Source organism: Pseudescherichia vulneris NBRC 102420, assembly GCF_000759795.1.
Classification (GTDB): Bacteria; Pseudomonadota; Gammaproteobacteria; order Enterobacterales; family Enterobacteriaceae; genus Pseudescherichia; species Pseudescherichia vulneris.
Map to the genome: position 1 here is coordinate 38,920 of NZ_BBMZ01000009.1, position 16,055 is coordinate 54,974.

Below are 16,055 nucleotides of genomic sequence, written 5' to 3' on the forward strand. Positions count from 1 at the left end.
TTATCGAGCGAGATCACACTATATTTCTTGTTTCTTAACGTAAACCTGGTTAAAAGCGGCAGGCTAACGCGCTGTGCTATTTAATTGCTGTATCTCATTAAGAGCTGATAGGTAACGCCATTAGTCCAGGCGAAACCATCCTGTAAAGGATATTCACCCCCTCCGCCAGGAAGGCTTTCTTTATTCGTTATGTCATATTTTTCAACCAGTTTGTGGTGTTTTTGATAAAACTGGTCAACCGTGTGTATCCAGTTAGTCGCTATTTCGCGGGCCAGATCTTTCTCGCCATAATTTTCAAAGCCAATCACTGCCATCCACTGTAGAGGGGCCCAGGCATTGGGTTTATCCCATTGCTCTCCGGTATCTAAAGTGGTACTAAGAACTCCTCCCGGGGTGAGCAGAAGGTCTCTTACAGCCTGCGCTGAGGAGTATGCTTTTTTTTCTGAACTCATTTTAACGTAAAAGGGCGTCAGAGAAGCCGCTGAGAATGCGCCAAAACATTTATTCTCCCAGTCATAATCACGATATACCCCGGAGGCGTTATCCCACAGATGCTTGTTGATGGCTTTTTTACGTCTGAGATAGAGCGATCTAAACTCTTTTGACTGATTGGTTTTCCCCGTTCTCAATAAAATGTCAGAAATTTTTCTTTCGAGATTGAACAGAAACGCATTTAAATCTATGGGGATAAATGCGGTGGTTCGTATGCTACTGAGTTTGTTACTTTCATCCAGCCAGCGCGATGAAAAATCCCAGCCTGAAGCTGCACCAGATCGTAGATCACGATAAACCTGTCTGTGTTCACGCCCGCTGAGGTTAGCCGTTTCAATATCTTCGGCCCATGACTCATCCCGTGGGCTGTCCCTCTCATCCCAATAGCGATTAAGTATCGAACCATCATCCAGAGCGACAACATGCCGCAGAGCCTGGCCGGGCACTATTTTGTTACTGCCTTCCATCCAAAAACTGTACTCTCTTAGCAGCTGCTCAATGTAGTCATCAGCATTGGCGAGCCCCTTTTCCTCTATCAGCTCCAGCATCAGCGAAAAAACAGGCGGGTGAGAGCGGCTAAGAAAATACGTTCTGTTCCCATTGGGAATATGTCCGTACTGATCTATTAGCCATGCAAAGTTATCGGTCATATCTTTCAATAAGTCAGGGCGACCGCTATCAACGAATCCAAGCATAGCGAAGTACGAATCCCAGTAGAAAGTCTCACCAAAACGACCCCCTGGCACGATGTACGGGTAGGGGAGGTCCAGCAGTGAGGAGTACTCATTTTTTACCGAAACCTTGGTGAGTATGGGCCAGAGATCTTCAATATGTTTTTGTAAGGACTTCGGGCTCTCTGAAACATAGTTGCTTTCGTTCACATAGGGAATGTAAAAGTTTTCATGAACGAACAATGCCAGGTTAAAATCAGGAAGGGATGATTTCTCCCGATATTGCTCTAAAATAAGCTGGGGTGCTATTTTTGCCGTGCAGTCAGCAAATGTTTTACCATCTGGGAACACTCTACCCAGTTGTACTGCGTGAAATAACTCCTGATACAGATCGGCCGGGGTCATGACGGGGTTTAGATAGTCCAGGGCAGAGAAGTGATAATATAAAGTCAACCAGTTCTCTCTGTGGTTATCATTTAAAAACTGCTGTATGGTTTTGCTGTATCTTACTTTTGTATCCGTGTTTACAGTAATCATATAAGCCTTTTTCCAACATATATCATGTAATAAGACGATAGAATAAAAACCTGTCATCATTTTGTCTAAACTCTAGCATTTAAAAGGCAAAATTGGAACGTTCTTATTGAGGTCGCAAGGGAGGAGGTAAGCCCTGGATTTTTTATAATTAAATTAATAATTTCAATAGGTTAAAATGACGGTGCACTCTGTTTTGGCAGGGGTGTTCTGGATAAGCTGAAAAAAAACGTGAGCAAGGGTTATGGCAGGCATTGCAGATAGAGTGTGAGGGCTCTCGTCACGCCACCGGTCACTGACCGATGGCGTGCAGGACTCCTGATGCGGAGCATTAGGCCTGTTGCAGCCTGTTCAAATCTCTGAGCATTCGCTTAAGGCATTTAAGCTTATTTTTATCGCGAATAACCCCTGACAGCTTGCTGAGTTGAAAAAGCGTTTTGTCACCGAAACCATCAATGACCTTGAAACGATACTCCTGCCGTGCGCTGTCCCAGGCGTAAACGATGTTTTTACAATGCAGGGAGTTAATGATGACGCTGGTCGTGACAAACCAGTCAAAAAAAACGTTCAGCTTTTGAAGTTTATTGGCGTCAAGCTCTTTGTTTAGCGCAAGCTGATAAAGCGTTGACGCGATAGCGCTATGCTCATCGCACTCTTTCACAATGACTTGCCCTACGCCTCTGTTGGTCTCCACAAGGCCTTCAATCTTTTGAATATAGAGCGAGTCCGTTGAGGTTTTCGGCTTGCACTCTTTGACATCCCGATAGATTTCACGCAGTTTACTTTTGTATTTTGCAATACCGGGAATAACCACTTTAATCAGCAGCTGACTATCGTGTGGATGCTGGAAGACGTAGCGATCGTTACCTTTTGCCAGTAAATCTTCATCGGTCAATACAAGGCCATGCTTCATGATAGTTTTTGACTCTTACCCTTGGGGAAATGGAAATGCCTAACGATCATGTGTCGACAATTTCTATACGTTTACAAAACAATACATTCCCTAATATCAACAATTGATATACGAACTTCACATTTGCTCAATAAGCAATCACTTCGGTGAGATTTGAACGAAGGTATGTTTAAATAGCGAGACGGAAATCAGTTTTAAGCTGTATCAGAAGGAAACGTTATGCGTACTCGCCCAGCATCCCGGTTAATCATTCTTTCACCTGAAAATGATGTGTTACTGTTTAATTTTTCTCATAAAAATGACGCCTTAAGCGGCATGTCATACTGGGCGACGCCCGGCGGTGGGCTTGAATTGAACGAATCCTTTGAACAGGCCGCACTACGGGAGTTGCAGGAAGAGACCGGGTTAAAAAGAGATTCGGCTGGAGCGACGGCGGCATCCCGAACCTTCCCCATGCAGCTGCCTGATGGGGAGACAGTTCTTGCCGAAGAGCGTTTCTTTATAATCCATACGGAAAAAACAGATATCGACTGCTCGGGATGGAGTGATAATGAAAAGAGCGTCATTCAAAATTATCACTGGTGGACATTAGAAGAGCTTAGAGATACTAATCAAACTATTTTTCCCCACGATTTAATTATCGACATACTCTGCAGAGCTCTGGACTAACCTTTTGAATAAACTATAAGACGCCTGATGCCGGATAGGTAAAACCGCTAGTACATTACTATCCGCTTCTGCTTGCCTCGTTCCTCTCCTGACAAGGCCTCTCAACCCGTGCAGTCAACTCTAAATATGGTGGTAGTGCTCCCAGGCTATATCGCGTTAGTTTACCTGTATCTAAAGGACCACAAATAAGAAGCTCTTACGCAGGAAAAAACGATGATTTCAAAAGACAATGCTGAACATTATCTCTGGGGTGATGATTGCGACGGGTGGTATCTGGTAAACCGGCAGGACATGCTGATTATTCATGAAAAAATGCCGCCAGGCACACACGAAAAGCGGCACTTTCACTCCGTTTCCCGACAGTTTTTTTATGTTCTTGAGGGCACGCTGACGATGGAACTGGAGGGCGTTAAACATGGAATCACGGCTCAGCAGGGGCTTGAAATCCCGCCGGAGGCAAAGCATCAGGCCAGAAACGACAGCCAGCAACCCGTAGAATTTATCGTTATCTCTCATCCGACAACGCGAGGCGATCGGTCCGATCTTGCCTCCAGCTCAAATTAACAGAGGCTGACAATGACAAAGGTCGAAGCGTTAAGAAGCACTTACCCTGGTGCGCTTGCATGGCATTTTGGCGATAGCTCGGAACTTGCTGATGAACTCGTTCAACTGGTTCTGAGTGGGATTAAAACAGCAACATGCTGTTCGAGAGCCTCTTTTCAACGTGAGTATGAACGAGGCGAAGCGCCCTGCGTTGGAAGTTACAACATCATTCTTGACGGTGCCGGACAGCCGATGTGTGTGATCCAAACTGTCAGGATGCAGCTCATCCGCTTTTGCGACGTGACGAGCGAGCTTGCCAGCAAAGAAGGAGAAGGGGATTTAAGTCTGGCGTACTGGAAGGAGGGCCATAAACGTTATTTTGAGCGTGAAGGCACGTATTCTGAGGAGATGGAACTTATCTTTGAAGAGTTTGCGCTTATCGAGGTTGTGTAAACGACCGCTTCTGGCACAAAGCAGACATGCGTAAGGGACAAGGTCCGCTATGAGCGAAGAGCGGACCTAACATTATTATGTTTTTAATAATAAAAGACGGTCAGTTGGCTGTAAGTCTGGCTTAGTTATCCAAAACAGCTTTTCTTTGTATTATTGTTCTAATAAATGCTGCTGATATATGCAACACGAATTCAGCATCGTATTCCAAGACGGAAGAAACCTTGTTGCTACCATGTCTTACTGCTGGCTCTGCATTTGTATAAGCGTAAAATTTTTCTATTACAGTTAATAGCATAGGTGAGATAATGTTTTCTTTTCTCATCAGTTTCAATACCTCGCCCAAGGTTGAGGCTGACGGATAATAAGTCCGACACATGCTTTCTATTGCACTTATTGATTCTTTTATGGAATTTTCTGGATCCTTATGCGCACCTAATGCAAAAGCACGGGCTTTCACATAATGCCTCCTTGCAGGTTCAAACTGGTCTTGCAATATGTTGTTAGTTTCATCGACTTTTTGTTCTAGTTCATTTGGTAGTGGTGTTTCTAACCTACCAGCAGAATTCATTTTCCAGTCAATATTTCGAGATGCGAATAACTCGTTCAATTTCTGACGATATGATGGAAAAGTAATGTCTTCTGATACCTTCTTACCCCAAGTATGGCCTCTCTCAACATCTCTTTTTCTTAATAGATCTCCGATGATCTCAACAGCATCGTAAAATTGAAACCAACGCATATGTTGCAAACGCACTTTCAAAGCATCATGGCAGTACCATGAATCGAAATCCTCATGATCTGTTTCTTGACCATTCTCTGCGCAAAGTCGCTCGATCAAAGCCTTAATACCCAGCGGCTTGTTTTCATCATTCGCAATGCGGCTATCACCATCAATGTACAAAAAATTATCAAGGACAGTTACAAAAAATAAAGAGCGAAGCCACTCTGGAGCATCTTCCCGTATCGGCTTTTTATTATACTCAGGATCAAAACCATGTCTGTACGAGAACTTCATCCCACATCTCCCATTCAACTGTATGAATATTAGGTAATTATACAACCAACATAAATTCCTTTGCGAATACAAAAAAATTACAATGAATTTAAGAACTAATCGCTTATTTCTCCTATGGATGTCTGCTTCTGGCACAAAGCAGACATCCAGCGACTGAATTTACTCGCCTTAACGTAAGTATCTCAATCATTTTAACGCTCACGCGCCGCGCTTGCCTGGTTCCGCTGAAACAGCTTTTTTAACGCCGGACTGACTCTTAACTGCTCAGTCTAAGACGCCCATAAGCCTATCCTGTCGGTGATTTTTTAACCGAGTAACCAAGGAGAATATTATGGCACTTCCCGATCTGATCCTACCCCAGGCAACGGATAACGTGATTCAATCTGCAGATATTGCGCTGGTGGGTGGCGTAGCGGTCTCTATTCCTGCCTATGTGAATGCTCGGCAGAGCGATCTTATCTGCTTGGTGTGGGGAGGTATGCGCCAGGCGGCAAACGTTGTTACTAATGTTAATGAGGATTTTCCTATGATGTTCCTCATTCCAGATGAGCTGGCAGCAATCGGTCAGCACACGGTATCGTACTACATGGTTGATAACGCCGACAACGCGGCATCAAGCAATGTCGTTACGATAACTATTGAGTAATAGTGACCAAGCCAGAACATCGGCCAGGCTTATCGAAACACCTTTCTTTCCGGATATTTTCCCTTTACGACGCCATCATAAAAGCGGCCTTTCGATACCACGGTCAAAAACACGGTGAATATACGTAGCGGTACGCCGTGGTACTGATAGCAGCTTCGGTCGTGGAATAAAATCTCCAGCGTGCAGGAGGCTTCATCATAGCCTACGGAGGCGATGCGGGATGAGGCGACGGGTTGATGGCGCATGGCAGAACTCCTGGGCAGGCTGGTACAGGAGAGAGTATTACACGTTTTGCCCGGCAATGCCGGGCAAAAACAGGGTGTTACTCCGCTGCGTTCTTCTCTGCTTTACCTGCCAGCTGGGCCAGGAAGTCGTAGCGTTTTTGCAGATCGGCGGTGGCATCCTTCCATAGCTGCTCTGCCACCTCCGGCTGCTGGGCATTGAGGCGACGGAAGCGCTGCTCTTTAAGCAGCGTATCGGCCAGTGCATCTGAAGGCGGGCGGGAGTCCAGCGCCAGCGGCAGCTTGCCCTCGTCGGCACGACGCGGATCGAAACGGTAGAGCGGCCAGAAGCCGGTTGCCGTCAGCTGGCGCATCTGATCGTGGCTGAGGGCCAGATCGTAGCCATGCTCTTCGCAGGGGCTGTAGGCAATAATCAACGACGGCCCCGGATAGGCTTCCGCCTCCTGAATCGCTTTCACCGTCTGGTTAAGCTGCGCGCCAAGCGAGATCTGCGCCACGTAGACATGACCGTACATCATCATGCTGACGCCCAGATCCTTACGCGCCTTACGCTTGCCGTGCTCGCCAAACTTGGTTACTGCCCCCAGCGGCGTTGCCTTCGAGGCCTGACCGCCGGTGTTGGAGTAGCACTGGGTATCCAGCACCAGAATGTTGACGTTCTCCGTCAGGCTCAGGACGTGATCCAGTCCGCCAAAACCAATGTCATAGGCCCAGCCGTCGCCGCCGATCAGCCAGATGGATTTCTCCACCAGCGCGTCGGCATCCGTTAGCAGCTCTTCGGCTTCCGCCACGCCGCTCAGGTGCTGGCGCAGAGCGGCAACCTGTTCCCGACGCACCTCCGGCGTCGCCTCCGCGTGCAGCGCCGCGTTAAGCTCGGCCGGGATCGCCTCGGAGAAGGTCTCCAGCAGGCGCATCACGCGCTGACGGTGCTGATCAACGGTAAGGCGGAAGCCCAGCCCAAACTCGGCGTTGTCCTCAAACAGCGAGTTAGCCCATGCTGGACCGCGACCGTTAGCATCGGTGGTGTAGGGGGTAGAGGGCAGGTTACCACCGTAGATCGAGGAGCAGCCGGTGGCGTTGGCGATCAGCATCCGGTCACCGTAGAGCTGAGTCAGCAGCTTAATGTACGGCGTTTCGCCGCAGCCGGAGCAGGCCCCGGAGTACTCAAACAGCGGGGTAAGCAACTGCGAGGTGCGAATGTCGATACGCTCCAGCGTGCTGCGGTCAATCTCAGGCAGGTCGAGGAAGGCGTCGTAGTTAACTTTTTCCTCCTCCACATGCTCAAGGCGCGACATCATATTGATGGCCTTGATCTCCGGGTTCTGGCGATCTTTGGCCGGGCACACCTCGACGCAGAGGTTACAGCCGGTGCAGTCCTCCGGCGCAACCTGAAGAACGTATTTTTGGCCGCGCATGTCGCGGGATTTAACGTCCAGCGACTGTAAGGAGGCCGGGGCGTTTTCCAGCGCCTCTGGGGCGACCACTTTGGCGCGGATCGCCGAGTGCGGGCAGGCGGCTACGCAGTGGTTGCACTGGGTGCAGATCTCCGGCTTCCAGATAGGGATCGCTTCGGCAATATTGCGTTTTTCCCAGCGGGTGGTGCCCAGCGGCCAGGTGCCGTCCGGCGGCAGGGCGGAGACCGGTAGCGCATCGCCCAGCCCGGCCAACATCGCGGCGGTGACGGTTTTCACAAAGTCCGGCGCGGCGTCGCTGACCACCGGCGGGCGGTACGGGCTGGCGGCGTTAACCTGCTCCAGCGGAACCTCAAACAGGGATTCACGGGCCAGGGCCAGCGCCTGCCAGTTGCGCTCGACCAGCTCCTGGCCTTTGCTGCTGTAGCTTTTGGCTATTGCACCCTGCAATGCGGTCAGCGCGGTGTCGCCGGGTAAAATCTGCGTCAGATGGAAGAACGCCATCTGCATGACGGTGTTGATGCGTGCCGCCAGACCGCATTCGCGGGCAATCTTCGCCGCGTTGATAATATAGAAGCGGGCCTGCTTCTGGTTGAGTACCGCCTGCACCTCCTGCGGCAGCCGCGCCCACACCTCGTCGACGCTGTAGGGGGTGTTGAGCAGGAAAATCCCGCCAGGCTTCAGGCGCTCGGCCATCTGGTACTTATCAATAAACTGCAGCTGGTGGCAGCCAACAAAATCCGCCTGCGAGATCAGATAGGCAGAGCGGATCGGCTGCTCGCTGACGCGCAGATGAGATACCGTCAGGCCGCCTGCTTTTTTCGAATCGTAGACGAAGTAGCCCTGAGCATACCAGGGCGTGGCGTTGCCGATAATTTTGATGTTGTTCTTAGTCGCCGAGACGCTGCCGTCGCTGCCCAGACCATAGAAGAGCGCCTCCAGCTTCGCGGCTGAGGGCTGGGTGTTCTCCGGCATTGGCAGGGAGAGGTTGGTCACGTCGTCATAGATGCCGACGGTAAAGCGCGGCTTGGGCTTCTCTGCCCGCAGCTCGTTGAAGATAGCCAGCACGCACTCCGGGCCAAACTCTTTCGAGGAGAGGCCGTAGCGTCCGCCGATGACGCGCGGCAGGGTATCGCGCTCGCCTTGGTTAAAGGCCTCCGCCAGCGCGGTCATGATATCGAGATAGAGCGGCTCCGCCTGCGCGCCTGGCTCTTTGGTACGATCCAGCACGGCAATGCGCTGCGCGCTCTGGGGCAGCACTGCCAGCAGATGCTGGGCCGAGAAGGGACGATAGAGGCGCACTTTCAGCACACCAATTTTCTCATGGCGGGTGAGGAGCTCATCAACCACCTCTTCGCAGGTGCCGATCGCGGAACCCATAATCACAATGACCCGTTCCGCCTGCGGATGGCCGTAGTACTCAAACGGCTGATAGCGGCGGCCAGTGGCCTCTGCAAAGTCATCCATGGCCTGTTCAACGTGCTCATAGACCGCGTTGTACCACGGGTTGGTCGCCTCGCGAGACTGGAAGTAGGTATCCGGGTTAGCTGAGGTACCGCGGATCACCGGGTGGTCCGGGTTTAAGGCACGAGCGCGATGGGCGGCGATCTCCTCCCCAGGCAGCAGGCTACGGATCGTCTCGTCAGCCAGCGGGACGATTTTGTTGATCTCATGGGAGGTGCGGAAACCGTCAAAGAAATGAATAAAGGGCACCCGACTTTTCAGGGTGGCAACGTGGGAGATCAGGGCAAAATCCTGCGCCTCCTGGACGCTGCCTGCGCAGAGCATGGCGCAGCCGGTCTGGCGCACGGCCATGACATCGGAGTGGTCGCCAAAGATAGAGAGCGCGTGGGTGGCCACGGTGCGGGCCGCCACGTGCAGGACAAACGGCGTCAGCTGACCCGCCAGCTTGTAGAGGGTCGGGATCATCAGCAGCAGGCCCTGCGACGAGGTGAAGGAGGTCGAGAGCGCCCCCGTCTGTAACGCACCGTGCACGGCGGCAATCGCCCCGGCCTCGGACTGCATCTCGACAACCCGAGGCGTATCGCCCCACACGTTTTTCAGCCCGTTGCCAGCCCAGGCATCTGCCTGCTCGGCCATCGTTGAGCTGGGGGTAATCGGGTATATGGCGATAACTTCGCTGGTTCGGAACGCCACCGAGGCGACCGCGCCATTACCATCAACTGTGATCATAGGTTTGCTCTCATTGCGTAAATGTTCACTTCTCACTCCAGTATAGACAGCCAGTCCGGAGCGGTTTTTGATCTAAAAGTGAAGATATCGCAAAATGGCGCGCTGCATTTTCCCGTATGTAGCACTGACAGAAGGTCACCCTGAGAAACTATTTTACTTTACCCCTTGCATCGTGCGGTTAATCATGCGTTAATGGCTATAACGATGTAGCACTGAAACTATCTTTGTACTCCACGAAACCTTCTCACTGTTTGTATCTTCTGATATTTCCCTGTAGATGTTTTCCCCGCTGATAAAAATTTTATTCAGCCAGTCACTGTCTCTACATCTTTCTCTGTAACTATTTCTGCAAATACCACAACGACCGCTATACTTCTAATGGGAACAGCGGGTTAAGGCAGGCCTGAACGGCGGCCCTCGTTGAAAATAATTATTTAAAAAAGGATATTATTATTACTAATCACATTCATTTCCGATGCCCACACTGTCATGGGTCACAGTACAGAACTTCACATTTTGACGTGAGCGAAGCCAATCCCTTCGGCGCAAAATGCATTTTTTGTAAGTCTTCCATGATTATGCTGAATAACGTTTCAGCCCCGCTCTCCGCTGCCCACGTAGCGCTGGATTTACGCTCCTAGCGTAACTAAGGCCGCCAGGCCTGTGGCATAGCGCAGAGTACAAAAAACGCTATGCCGGACAGAAAACCCGCATCCTCCTCTCGACGTCAGGCGCAACGCTGCCTATTATGCATAGGTTTTGCTAACTCAGAGGGGAGAAAAAATGCGTACAGCGTTATGGGTAGGGTGTGCTGTCTGGTTACTTTCGGCATGTAGCAGCGAGCCTGTACAGCAGGCCACGGCGGCGCACGTCGCGCCGGGTCTGAAGGCCGCGATGTCCAGTACGGGTGCAGCTAACTGCGCGATGATTGGCGGTTCGCTCTCCATTGCCCGTCAGCTGGATGGCTCCGCCACGGGCATGTGTGCACTGCCTAACGGTAAACGCTGTAGCGAACAATCTCTTGCCACAGGTACCTGCGGCAGCTACTGATTACTGTCCTGCGTCAGCCAGCTTATAGATCAGCGTCTTGTCCGCTGTGGTCAGCGTCAGCTGGCTGTCGGTAAGATCGACCTGCGCGCCGTCTTTAAGAACGGTGCCAATCACGCTATCGAGTTCGTTACGCTGCGGATCGATACAGGCCATGCGGGTCATCACCAGCTCTTTCGCCGTCAGCTCGCCGCTGGAGAGTTTCCCTTGACCAGAGAAGCGGTTGCACATGCTGCCGGAGATCGCCATTTTCTCACCGAAGCGCAGCTCGGGCGGATTCTCTCCAGGCGTAATCGCTTTGCCGTTAACGTTTTCCAGCACAAAGCGATGGCCGATCAGCTGCTCGCTGGTCACGGAAACCTTTCCATCCCGCGCGCAGCCTGCCAGCAAAACACACAGCCCAGTTAATGCAATCACTCTTTTCATAACGACTCCCTGAAGATCCTCCGTGGTAAGTTCTATTTTATCAGTACGGTAAGGGAAGTCTTGCGGGATAGTCTGAAACTCCCTCCGCTGAAGGGAGGGAGGCATGTTTTATTAACGCTTAAACCAGCTCGTTAGGGCAAGGATCGCCGCTTTCCAGCTGACGCAGGTTTTCCAGGGTGGTTTGCGAGATGCTGATTAGCGCTTCGGCGGTCAAAAACGCCTGGTGGCCGGTGAACAGCACGTTATGGCAGGCAGAGAGGCGGCGGAAGACATCATCCTGGATCACGTCGTTCGACTTATCTTCAAAGAAGAGATCGCGCTCGTTCTCATACACGTCCATGCCCAGCGCACCAATCTTCTGCGTCTTCAGCGCTTCAATAGCTGCCTGAGAGTCAACCAGGCCGCCGCGGCTGGTGTTGATGATCATCACTCCATCCTTCATCTGCGCGAAAGAGTCGTGGTTGAGAAGATGGTAGTTTTCCGGCGTCAGCGGACAGTGCAGGGTGATAACGTCAGCGTTGGCAAACAGCGTCGGCAGATCGACATACTCGACGCCCAGCTCCAGCGCGGCCGCGCTCGGGTAGGGATCGGACGCCAGCAGGCGCATACCAAAGCCTTTGAGAATACGCAGGGCGGCAATGCCGATTTTCCCCGTGCCGATCACCCCGGCGGTTTTACCGTACATGGTGAAGCCGGTCAGCCCCTCCAGCGAGAAGTTGGCGTCGCGGGTACGCTGATAGGCACGATGGATGCGGCGGTTAAGGGTCATCATCATGCCGACGGCGTGTTCAGCGACCGCTTCAGGAGAGTAGGCCGGAACGCGAACCACGCGCAGCCCCAGCTCTTTTGCCGCATCGAGATCGACGTTATTAAAGCCCGCGCAGCGCAGGGCGATAAATTTGACCCCGTGCTTCTTTAACTCCTCCAGCACCGGACGGCTGCCGTCATCGTTAACAAAGATGCATACTCCGTCGCAGTCGTGGGCGGTTTTCGCCGTTTTTTCCGTTAACAGAAAGTCAAAAAATTCAAGATCGTATTGATAGCTCTCGTTAACCTGCTGCAGATACTTTTTATCGTACTGCTTGGTGCTGTATACCGCGAGTTTCATAAGCTTTTCTCCAGTGATTTAGGAGTAATTATAGCCAGTTACGTGAGGTCTTAACATAAGAATTGATGTTGATTATGTAATAATATAACATCACTTCTCTTAACATGGACTGAGGGTGACATTTTGGCTAACCGTTTTGGAAAATTTGCAGTAGCTCTGGGAACGTTGTTGATAGGGGGACAGGCGCTGGCGCATGGCCACCATGCGCACGGCAAGCCGCTGACGGCGCTGGAGCAAAAAGCCGCCGAAGGCGAGTTCAATGACAAAGATGTCAAAGCGCGCGACCTTAGCGACTGGGACGGTATGTGGCAATCCATCTATCCCTATCTGCTCAGCGGCGATCTCGATCCGGTTTTCAAAAAGAAGGCTGAGAAAGAGCAGGGTAAAACTGCTGAGGAGATCAAAGCGTACTATCGCAAAGGGTATATCACCGATGTCGATACGCTGGGCATTGAGAACGGCGTAATGGAGTTTCATACCGGCGACAAGGTGAGCAGCTGTAAGTATGAATCGGCGGGCTACAAGATCCTCACCTACGCCTCGGGTAAAAAAGGCGTGCGCTATCTTTTTGAGTGTAAGGATGCCAGCAGCAGCGCGCCGAAGTTCGTGCAGTTCAGCGATCACACTATTGCCCCGCGCAAGTCAGCGCACTTCCATATCTTTATGGGCAACACCTCTCAGGAGGCGCTGCTGAAGGAGATGGATAACTGGCCGACCTACTATCCGTATCAGCTCAGCAAAGAGCAGGTGGTTGACGAGATGCTCCACCACTAAAACTAAGAGGCGGCAGTAGTATGTAATCAACAGGTTAACGTGGCACAATGGCGTCAGTATGGATGACTTTCCGGGACGCTGACTTGCCCATGAAGGGTAAATACAAAGCCGCTATTGCGCTTCTTCTGCTGTTGATACTGCTGCCGCTGACGCTGCTGCTTACGCTCGCCCAGTGGCTGCCGGGGCTGGCGGGTATCTGGCTGCCAGCCGGCACCCGTATTATGCTGGAGGCCAGCCCGCGCCTGACCCGCCATGCGCTGCAAATCCCTGACCTGCGTTATCTGGTGGGCGATTGCCCGCTGGCCTGGATCCAGAACGCAGAGATCACCCATCCCAGCCGCTGGCAGCTGAAGATTGATGCAGTTGATCTCAATCAGACCTGCCTCGAAAAACTTCCCGAAACCGAACCGTCGACCGCCGCGCCGCGTACCCTGGCCGAGTGGCAAGCCATGCTGCCTTACGCATGGGTAAACATTGATAGAGTGACAGTGTCACCTTTTCAGGCATGGGAGGGGACGCTATCACTCTCGTTAACGCCACAGGTTCAACAGGTGCGCTATCACGGTGACCGGCTTACGCTTGATGCCATCCTGCGCGGGCAGGCGTTGACCGTCAACGAGCTGGCGCTCTCCTTGCTTGATAATCAGCCGCCCATCGCGCTCTCGGGCGAGTTTACTTTGCCTCGAATGCCTGCCGGTGCGCCGGTTGACGGGCGCGCTACCGCGACGCTTAACTTGCCGCAGGTGCCGTCAGGTGTCGATGCCGAGCTGGAGTGGCGGGACAACGCCGGACAGCTGATCGTCATGGCGCGGGACAACCCCGATCCGCTTCTCGATCTGCCGTGGCAGCTGACCCGGCAGCAGCTAACGATCAGCGATGGCCGCTGGCAGTGGCCTTATCAGGACGGCATCCCGCTGAGCGGTCGCGTTGCCCTGAAAGTCAAAGACTGGCAGCAGGGACTAGAGAAAGCAGAGATCAGCGGTCGGCTGAACGTGTTAACCCAGGGGCAGGCCGGCAAGGGCAACGCGGTGCTGAGCTTCGGGCCAGGGCGATTGAGCACTACAGAGAGCGCCATGCCGCTCCAGCTCACCGGCGAGGCGAAGCAGGGCGATCTCATTTTCTACGCGGTGCTGCCTGCCCAGCTAACCGGCTCGCTGGCCGAGCCACAGCTGCGTTTCTCCCCTGGCGCGCTGCTGCGCTCCCGTGGGCGAGTTATTGACTCCCTGAATATCGATGAAATTCGCTGGCCGCTGGCGGGCGTCACGCTGACCCGTCAGGGCGTGGACGGCCGACTCCAGGCAATTCTGCGGGCGCATGAGGCGCAGCTGGGGGATTTTGTCCTGCATCTCGACGGCCGGGCGCAGAATTTTCTGCCGGACAACGGGCTATGGCAGTGGGCCTACTGGGGAGACGGCAACTTTATTCCGATGCAGGCGCGCTGGGACGTCAGGGGCCGGGGCGAGTGGCACGACAGCGAGATTATCCTGACGGATCTCTCTACCGGTTTTGACAAACTGGCGTATGGCAGCGTGCAGATACGCCAGCCCAGAGTGGTGCTCGACGCACCGATCCGCTGGTCACGGGATCCGCAGCATCCGCACTTTAGCGGCGCGCTGACGCTGGACGCGCAGGAGACCTCTCTCAACGGCGGCGGGGCGTTGCCTCCCTCCACACTTAGGTTCAGCGTCGAGGGGAGCGATCCGACCCGCTTCCAGTTCAAAGGCGATCTCCATGCGGCAGCGATTGGTCCGGTGCGGCTTAACGGACGCTGGGACGGCGAGCGCCTGCGCGGCCTGGCCTGGTGGCCGCGCCAGCCGTTGCGCGTTTTTCAACCGTTACTGCCGCCTGACTGGAAGATGGATCTGCGCGAGGGCGAGCTCTATGCCCAGATTGCCTTCTCGGCGGCGGCGGGCCAGGGGTTTGAAGCCGGTGGTCACGGCGCGATCCGTCAGGGCAGCGCCTGGCTCCCCGATAATAAATTCAACGGCGTCGATTTTATTTTACCCTTCCGCTTTAGCGAAGCGGGCTGGCAGTTTGGCACCCGCGGGCCGGTGTCGCTGCGCATCGCTGAGATCGTCAATCAGGTTACCGCCCGTAACTTCACCGCCGATCTGCAGGGCGCCTATCCCTGGCGCGAGGATAATCCGCTCTTACTCAGCGACGTCAGCGTCGATCTGCTGGGGGGTAAAGTGACCATGCAGCAGCTGCGCATGCCCCAGCATGATGCGGCCCTGCTGCGCCTGCAACATATCTCTTCAAGCGAGCTGATCACCGCCCTGCATCCGAAGCAGATTGCGCTCTCGGGGCCGATCAACGGCGCGCTGCCGCTGTGGCTGGAGCATGAGAAGTGGCTCATTAAGGACGGCTGGCTTAATAGCCCCGCCGCGCTAACGCTGCGCCTTGATAACGACACCGCCGACGCGCTGGCGAAGAAGAATATCGCGGCGGGGGCGGCTATTAACTGGCTGCGCTATATGGAGATCTCGCGTTCCTGGACTACGCTCAACCTCGACAATCAGGGGGCGCTGACGCTTCAGGCTACGCTGCACGGCACTAGCTACGTCGAGGGGAAGCGCAACACCGTGGATCTCAACTACCATCATGAAGAAAACGTATTCACCCTGTGGCGCAGCCTGCGCTACGGCGACAACGTAGAGACATGGCTTGAACAGCATGCGGTACTGCCGGGCTGCTCATCGGATCGGGGATGTAAGGAAAAATAATGAGAACCCTCAATGCCTCTGTAGGTCTGCTGTTTCTGTTGATGCTGAACGGCTGCACGCCGCGCATCGAGGTAGCGGCGCCAAAAGAGCCGATCACCATCAATATGAACGTGAAGATCGAGCATGACATCAACATCAAGGCGGATAAAGAGGTAGAGGCCCTGCTGAAAGAGCAGAAGTAGCGGGCCCAAACG

Annotated in this window: 16 protein-coding genes; 9 read left to right on the forward strand and 7 right to left on the reverse strand. The window is 53.1% G+C overall.

Going from position 1 to position 16,055, the window contains the following annotated elements:
• Positions 1-80: 80 nt before the first annotated feature.
• Both treF and EV102420_RS08150 read right to left on the reverse strand, forming a co-directional pair.
• Positions 81-1,760 carry an alpha,alpha-trehalase TreF gene (gene treF, locus EV102420_RS08145; RefSeq protein ID WP_255211662.1) on the reverse strand — a complete coding sequence of 560 codons (1,680 nt, stop codon included), beginning with the start codon at positions 1,758-1,760 and terminating at the stop codon, positions 81-83.
• Positions 1,761-2,028: 268 nt separating this feature from the next.
• Positions 2,029-2,610 (reverse strand): YrbL family protein, encoded by a 582-nt coding sequence (locus EV102420_RS08150; RefSeq protein ID WP_042390795.1) that lies wholly within the window; start codon positions 2,608-2,610, stop codon positions 2,029-2,031.
• A gap of 219 nt (positions 2,611-2,829) precedes the next feature.
• Here EV102420_RS08150 and EV102420_RS08155 point away from each other — a divergent pair, with 219 nt between their 5' ends.
• The 3 genes from EV102420_RS08155 to EV102420_RS08165 all read left to right on the forward strand — a co-directional run bounded on the left by EV102420_RS08155 (position 2,830) and on the right by EV102420_RS08165 (position 4,275).
• Positions 2,830-3,279 carry an NUDIX hydrolase gene (locus tag EV102420_RS08155; RefSeq protein ID WP_042390797.1) on the forward strand — a complete coding sequence of 150 codons (450 nt, stop codon included), beginning with the start codon at positions 2,830-2,832 and terminating at the stop codon, positions 3,277-3,279.
• Between the two features lie 213 nt (positions 3,280-3,492).
• Positions 3,493-3,843, forward strand: a complete 351-nt coding sequence (locus EV102420_RS08160; RefSeq protein WP_042390799.1) for a cupin domain-containing protein — start codon at positions 3,493-3,495, stop codon at positions 3,841-3,843.
• 12 nt (positions 3,844-3,855) lie between these two features.
• On the forward strand, positions 3,856-4,275 hold the full coding sequence (locus EV102420_RS08165; protein WP_042390801.1) for an ASCH domain-containing protein: 420 nt from the start codon (positions 3,856-3,858) through the stop codon (positions 4,273-4,275).
• 121 nt (positions 4,276-4,396) lie between these two features.
• Here EV102420_RS08165 and EV102420_RS08170 read toward each other — a convergent pair whose 3' ends face one another.
• The gene (locus tag EV102420_RS08170; RefSeq protein ID WP_042390803.1) at positions 4,397-5,290 is read right to left on the reverse strand and encodes a hypothetical protein; all 894 of its coding nucleotides are present in this window, start codon (positions 5,288-5,290) and stop codon (positions 4,397-4,399) included.
• A gap of 331 nt (positions 5,291-5,621) precedes the next feature.
• Between EV102420_RS08170 and EV102420_RS08175 the strand changes: the two genes are divergently transcribed.
• A complete protein-coding gene (locus EV102420_RS08175) occupies positions 5,622-5,936 on the forward strand; it encodes a hypothetical protein (protein WP_042390807.1) in 315 nt (104 codons plus the stop codon).
• A gap of 29 nt (positions 5,937-5,965) precedes the next feature.
• Here EV102420_RS08175 and EV102420_RS08180 read toward each other — a convergent pair whose 3' ends face one another.
• Entirely contained in the window at positions 5,966-6,181 is a 216-nt protein-coding gene (locus tag EV102420_RS08180; protein ID WP_042390808.1) for a KTSC domain-containing protein, read from the reverse strand.
• 77 nt (positions 6,182-6,258) lie between these two features.
• Complete coding sequence (nifJ, locus tag EV102420_RS08185) at positions 6,259-9,783, reverse strand: pyruvate:ferredoxin (flavodoxin) oxidoreductase (protein WP_042390809.1); 3,525 nt, start codon at positions 9,781-9,783, stop codon at positions 6,259-6,261.
• Between the two features lie 452 nt (positions 9,784-10,235).
• On the opposite strand from nifJ, the gene ymcF reads away from it, so the two are divergent.
• Both ymcF and EV102420_RS08190 read left to right on the forward strand, forming a co-directional pair.
• The gene (gene ymcF, locus EV102420_RS21235) at positions 10,236-10,424 is read left to right on the forward strand and encodes a cold shock small protein YmcF (protein WP_072015211.1); all 189 of its coding nucleotides are present in this window, start codon (positions 10,236-10,238) and stop codon (positions 10,422-10,424) included.
• Between the two features lie 142 nt (positions 10,425-10,566).
• Positions 10,567-10,833 (forward strand): putative hemolysin, encoded by a 267-nt coding sequence (locus EV102420_RS08190; protein ID WP_042390811.1) that lies wholly within the window; start codon positions 10,567-10,569, stop codon positions 10,831-10,833.
• Here EV102420_RS08190 and hslJ read toward each other — a convergent pair whose 3' ends face one another.
• Positions 10,834-11,256 carry a heat shock protein HslJ gene (hslJ, locus tag EV102420_RS08195; protein WP_042390813.1) on the reverse strand — a complete coding sequence of 141 codons (423 nt, stop codon included), beginning with the start codon at positions 11,254-11,256 and terminating at the stop codon, positions 10,834-10,836.
• A 118-nt stretch (positions 11,257-11,374) separates the two neighbouring features.
• Positions 11,375-12,364: a 2-hydroxyacid dehydrogenase gene (locus EV102420_RS08200; RefSeq protein ID WP_042390815.1), complete on the reverse strand. Its 990-nt coding sequence runs from the start codon at positions 12,362-12,364 to the stop codon at positions 11,375-11,377.
• A 123-nt stretch (positions 12,365-12,487) separates the two neighbouring features.
• Between EV102420_RS08200 and zinT the strand changes: the two genes are divergently transcribed.
• The 3 genes from zinT to EV102420_RS08215 all read left to right on the forward strand — a co-directional run bounded on the left by zinT (position 12,488) and on the right by EV102420_RS08215 (position 16,043).
• Positions 12,488-13,138: a metal-binding protein ZinT gene (gene zinT, locus EV102420_RS08205; RefSeq protein WP_042390817.1), complete on the forward strand. Its 651-nt coding sequence runs from the start codon at positions 12,488-12,490 to the stop codon at positions 13,136-13,138.
• Between the two features lie 89 nt (positions 13,139-13,227).
• On the forward strand, positions 13,228-15,861 hold the full coding sequence (locus EV102420_RS08210) for a YdbH family protein (RefSeq protein WP_042390819.1): 2,634 nt from the start codon (positions 13,228-13,230) through the stop codon (positions 15,859-15,861).
• Positions 15,861-16,043 carry a YnbE family lipoprotein gene (locus EV102420_RS08215; protein WP_042390821.1) on the forward strand — a complete coding sequence of 61 codons (183 nt, stop codon included), beginning with the start codon at positions 15,861-15,863 and terminating at the stop codon, positions 16,041-16,043. Before EV102420_RS08210 ends, EV102420_RS08215 begins: the two co-directional genes overlap by 1 nt.
• Positions 16,044-16,055 lie beyond the last annotated feature (12 nt).

What these genes read in the sequence shown, in the direction of transcription:
- treF (WP_255211662.1), bottom strand. Translation starts at nt 1,760, where the DNA reads ATGATGACAGGTTTTTATTCTATCGTCTTATTACATGATATATGTTGG.
- EV102420_RS08150 (WP_042390795.1), bottom strand. Translation starts at nt 2,610, where the DNA reads ATGAAGCATGGCCTTGTATTGACCGATGAAGATTTACTGGCAAAAGGT.
- EV102420_RS08155 (WP_042390797.1), top strand. Translation starts at nt 2,830, where the DNA reads ATGCGTACTCGCCCAGCATCCCGGTTAATCATTCTTTCACCTGAAAAT.
- EV102420_RS08160 (WP_042390799.1), top strand. Translation starts at nt 3,493, where the DNA reads ATGATTTCAAAAGACAATGCTGAACATTATCTCTGGGGTGATGATTGC.
- EV102420_RS08165 (WP_042390801.1), top strand. Translation starts at nt 3,856, where the DNA reads ATGACAAAGGTCGAAGCGTTAAGAAGCACTTACCCTGGTGCGCTTGCA.
- EV102420_RS08170 (WP_042390803.1), bottom strand. Translation starts at nt 5,290, where the DNA reads ATGAAGTTCTCGTACAGACATGGTTTTGATCCTGAGTATAATAAAAAG.
- EV102420_RS08175 (WP_042390807.1), top strand. Translation starts at nt 5,622, where the DNA reads ATGGCACTTCCCGATCTGATCCTACCCCAGGCAACGGATAACGTGATT.
- EV102420_RS08180 (WP_042390808.1), bottom strand. Translation starts at nt 6,181, where the DNA reads ATGCGCCATCAACCCGTCGCCTCATCCCGCATCGCCTCCGTAGGCTAT.
- nifJ (WP_042390809.1), bottom strand. Translation starts at nt 9,783, where the DNA reads ATGATCACAGTTGATGGTAATGGCGCGGTCGCCTCGGTGGCGTTCCGA.
- EV102420_RS08190 (WP_042390811.1), top strand. Translation starts at nt 10,567, where the DNA reads ATGCGTACAGCGTTATGGGTAGGGTGTGCTGTCTGGTTACTTTCGGCA.
- hslJ (WP_042390813.1), bottom strand. Translation starts at nt 11,256, where the DNA reads ATGAAAAGAGTGATTGCATTAACTGGGCTGTGTGTTTTGCTGGCAGGC.
- EV102420_RS08200 (WP_042390815.1), bottom strand. Translation starts at nt 12,364, where the DNA reads ATGAAACTCGCGGTATACAGCACCAAGCAGTACGATAAAAAGTATCTG.
- EV102420_RS08210 (WP_042390819.1), top strand. Translation starts at nt 13,228, where the DNA reads ATGAAGGGTAAATACAAAGCCGCTATTGCGCTTCTTCTGCTGTTGATA.
- EV102420_RS08215 (WP_042390821.1), top strand. Translation starts at nt 15,861, where the DNA reads ATGAGAACCCTCAATGCCTCTGTAGGTCTGCTGTTTCTGTTGATGCTG.